The sequence below is a fragment of the Nitrosomonas sp. genome, assembly GCF_043753625.1.
In the GTDB taxonomy this organism is placed as follows: Bacteria; Pseudomonadota; Gammaproteobacteria; order Burkholderiales; family Nitrosomonadaceae; genus Nitrosomonas.
In genome coordinates this window covers 1-4184 of the sequence record NZ_JAYUWI010000085.1, presented here as the reverse complement: position 1 = coordinate 4184, position 4184 = coordinate 1, and the positions used below count along the sequence as shown (strand labels likewise).

4 protein-coding genes are annotated in these 4184 nt (G+C 41.8%); 3 read left to right on the top strand and 1 reads right to left on the bottom strand.

The features are described from left to right. Positions 1-765 precede the first annotated feature (765 nt). From motA to ACH10T_RS08255, 3 genes are read left to right on the top strand one after another with little or no spacing between them, the layout of a single operon-like run. Complete coding sequence (motA, locus tag ACH10T_RS08265; RefSeq protein WP_394808830.1) at positions 766-1626, top strand: flagellar motor stator protein MotA; 861 nt, start codon at positions 766-768, stop codon at positions 1624-1626. A 41-nt stretch (positions 1627-1667) separates the two neighbouring features. Then, positions 1668-2591, top strand: coding sequence for a flagellar motor protein MotB (gene motB / locus ACH10T_RS08260; RefSeq protein WP_394808829.1), 924 nt, complete (start codon positions 1668-1670; stop codon positions 2589-2591). Between the two features lie 18 nt (positions 2592-2609). Then, complete coding sequence (locus ACH10T_RS08255) at positions 2610-3362, top strand: hypothetical protein (protein ID WP_394808828.1); 753 nt, start codon at positions 2610-2612, stop codon at positions 3360-3362. Positions 3363-3382: 20 nt separating this feature from the next. Here the strand turns inward: ACH10T_RS08255 and ACH10T_RS08250 are convergent. Beyond that, a partial coding sequence (locus ACH10T_RS08250) for a DALR domain-containing protein (RefSeq protein WP_394808827.1) occupies positions 3383-4184 on the bottom strand: 802 nt, incomplete at its 5' end.

Genomic DNA, 4184 nt, shown 5'->3' with positions numbered 1-4184 from the left:
CCCGTAAAATTCTTTCGCTTTATTCCCGTCATTTCCTGCTCCTTCTTAGCAGGATACCATCTTAATTTACTGTCCTGAAAGGAGGGTCCACTATAGTTATCTGCAGCAGCTCGAAAATTCAGTAATTATTTGCGGATGATTTTGCAGAGGCTATGTCGCAATTAGCTGTTGAAACTGTCTAGTTTTTCCAAAACAAACAACCCCGTGGCAAGACCACGGAGTATTAGAAAGGCTCAAGCTGACGCAGTTCTTCTTTTGGTTCGCCTGGATTCTTCACATACCGCTTAACCGCACCCAATCCGCTCTTTCACCTACAATTGCAACATAATAGCCATCCGTCCAAAACTCACCACCCCACAGATCTCGTTCCAAACATTATAAAACAAATGGTTGGCGTAACGTTTGACCGAGATGGCCAACCATTCTATGCCACCCTAAATAACTCACAAGATAGCTGAGGGAGCCTTATATCACCATAAGGCGAGAAACTGTGCGTCTTCTCCATTGAGTAACCAACTTTCGGATTACTATCGTTGCCAAAATTGTAATAGCTATACTAATACAGAAAGCACGCCAGGGCTTCTTGTCCCATGCACCAACCATTATTTGTGCTTGCAGAGAAAGTACCAGAAAAACTAGAAATCAAGAAAATAAAGGGGAAACTAAGCTTATCTCCAGAAATGAATATTCTAGCGATATGCTAACTTCTCACTTCAGAATCTGCCGTCGATAGATTGCATAATTACATTCTAAGGAGTTACCGCAATGCTAGTTTCTGTTGGTTATATCATCATTATTATTTCTGTATTTGGCGGTTTTGCATTAGCGGGGGGGCATCTCGCTTCTTTGTGGCAGCCCGTTGAAGTGCTTATGATTGGCGGTGGTGCACTAGGTGCTTTAGTGGTCGGCAATTCAAATAAAGCTATCAAAGCCACTCTAAAAGTGCTACCCACTGTTTTTAAAGGCTCCAAATATACCAAAGCACTCTATATGGATTTAATGACATTGCTCTACGAAATACTTGGGAAAATTCGTAAAGAAGGATTAATGTCCATTGAGGGCGACGTGGACGATCCAGCCAGCAGTCCTATTTTTACAAAATACCCCGATATTTTGGCTGATCACCATATTACAGAATTTATCACGGACTATTTGAGATTAATGGTCGGCGGCAATCTCAATTCTCTGGAAATTGAGAGTTTAATGGATAGCGAGCTAGAGACACATCACCAAGAGGGTGAAGTACCCATACATGTGGTTGCTAAACTGGGCGATGGATTGCCTGCTTTTGGCATTGTGGCTGCCGTGATGGGGGTGGTACACACGATGGAATCGGTTCATCTTCCACCAGCAGAATTGGGAATTTTGATTGCTGCGGCTTTGGTGGGCACATTTCTTGGAATTTTACTGGCTTACGGGTTTGTCAGCCCGCTCGCCGGCAAACTTGAACATGGGTTGCATGAATCCAGCAAACTATTTGAGTGTATAAAAATCACATTGCTGGCCAATTTAAATGGCTATTCCCCGGTTCTTGCAATTGAATTTGGCCGGAAAGTCTTGTTCACAACCGAGAGACCGTCTTTCCTTGAATTGGAAGAACATGTCAAACAGAGCAAAACAAAGTAGTTTTTCCAAATAAATTTCCCACTTGAATTGCGAGAATAGTTATGGCCGATGATCTTTCACAGCGCCCGATTGTCATCAAGCGGATTAAGAAGGTAGCGGGAGGCCACCATGGTGGTGCCTGGAAAATTGCTTATGCTGACTTTGTAACCGCTATGATGGCATTCTTTTTATTGATGTGGTTATTGGGATCATCAACCAAGAGTCAATTAGAAGGCATTTCCGAACATTTCAAAACACCGTTAAAAGTTGCCATGATGGGTGGATCATCGGTTGGTGAAAGCAGCAGTTTAATTAAAGGTGGTGGAACCGATTTGACACGTCAGCAAGGTCAAGTAAAGAAAAGTACTGTTGAAGACGATCAAAAAGCCAAGAAAATCATCAAAGAACGCGCCGAGTTAAACAAGCTGGAAGGGCTAAAAAAGAAAATAGAAGATGCGGTTGAGGCCAATCCATCATTAAAGAAATTTGCAAACCAGCTTTTACTGGATATCACATCGGATGGCTTAAGAATCCAAATTGTTGACGAACAGAATCGCCCCATGTTTGCGTCGGGAAAAGCCGAACTACAACCTTATACAAAAACCATTCTGCTCGAAATTGGTAAAATGCTCAACGATGTCGGAAACAAAATCAGCCTCTCCGGACATACGGATGGAAAACCATTTCCATCCGGAGACAAAGGCTATAGCAATTGGGAGTTATCGGCTGATCGTGCGAATGCTTCACGGCGAGAGCTAATTGCTGGTGGGATGGATACCAGCAAGGTTCTACAAGTCATCGGTTTGTCTTCCGCTGTGTTATTTGATAAGGATGCCCCGCTCAACCCCATTAATCGCCGGATCAGTATCGTTGTTATGAATGAAAGAGCTGAGAAATCCGTCACGATGGATAAGAACACACTCGATATTGATATGCAGGATGAGCCCAATAAAGAATTATTACAGAACCCAGAAAGCTCCTTATAGTACTACTATCAATCCTAAATGTTAAAATACCTCCATCCAGTCGTTATTGCTCCACTTATTCAAGTACTAACCATAGTATTGGTTGGTCTTTTTATAGTATCGCAATCCGCAATCGCATTGAGCCTATTCGAATGGAGCCTAGTGCAAGGTCTATTGGCCGGATTGATCAGTTATTCCATGAGAATGCCGGTATGGTGGATTCCGATTCACCTGGCATTTATTCCTCTGGCTATCACTACACTGGCGTTAAATATCTCTTCAACTTGGTTTATGGGATTTTTTCTCTGCTTATTATTAATTTATGGAAAAACTTATAAAACCCAAGTACCACTATATCTTTCAAGTAAAAGGGTAAATCATGCACTAGAAGCATTATTACCTGAACAAGGACAATTTTCTTTTGTTGATCTGGGGAGCGGTTGCGGCGGTTTAGTGAAAAATCTGGCAAATACCCGCAGAAATGGCATATTTCACGGCATTGAATCAGCACCCTTGCCATTCTTAATCAGTAAACTACGAAGTCTATTTTGCACTTCAACCTGTACAGTATTTTGGGGGGATTTCTGGGAATACGATTTCTCAAAGTATGATGTTGTCTATGCCTATCTGTCGCCAGTTCCTATGGAGTCGCTTTGGCACAAAGCGACTAAGGAAATGCGTCCGGGCAGCCTGCTAATCAGCAATACTTTTATGATCCCTGGCATCACACCGTATAAAAGTATCCAACTCGATGATTTTTCAAACTCTACGCTGTATCTATGGAAAATATAGATCGCCTGAATTACGAATTTTTATAATCGGCGCCAGGTTGTACCCTGTGGATTATCCTCAAGAATGATGCCTTTTTCCAGAAGATTTTTACGGATTGCATCAGCATCGGAATACCGGCCTTCTTTGCGTGCGCTTATCCGTTGCTGAATCAACTGTTCAATCTCATCTTGCGTTAAAGAATCCAATTCACTAGCAACAACTTTATTTTGCAAATATTCTTGCGGATTCTGTTGCAGAAAACCTAATAAACTACCCAATCCTTTTAATAATCCCGCATTCTCTTCTGAGCCTGTTTTATTGATATCACTGGCAAGCTCAAATAATACTGCAATTGCTTCCGGTGTATTAAAATCATCATTCATTGCAGCTTTAAATCTCTGCGCATGAAGATTATTCCAATCGATCGTCGGCATATCAACCGGCTTCACTTCCTTAAGTGCAATATACAGACGGTCCAGCGCAAGTTTTGTATCTTTGAGATGCTGATCAGAATAATTTAATGGACTGCGGTATTGCGCACGTAAAATAAAGAAACGCACCACCTCAGGTTGATAATGTTTCAGTATTTCTCGAACCGTAAAGAAATTACCTAAGGACTTTGACATTTTTTCATTATCAACACGCACGAATCCATTATGCAACCAGTAATTAACAAATGGGTGATCATGCGCGCCTTCACTTTGAGCAATTTCATTTTCATGATGAGGAAAAATTAAATCAGTTCCACCGCCATGAATATCAATCTGAGCGCCAAAATGTTTACAGATCATGGCTGAACATTCAATATGCCAGCCTGGTCGCCCTGGCCCCAATGGAGATTCC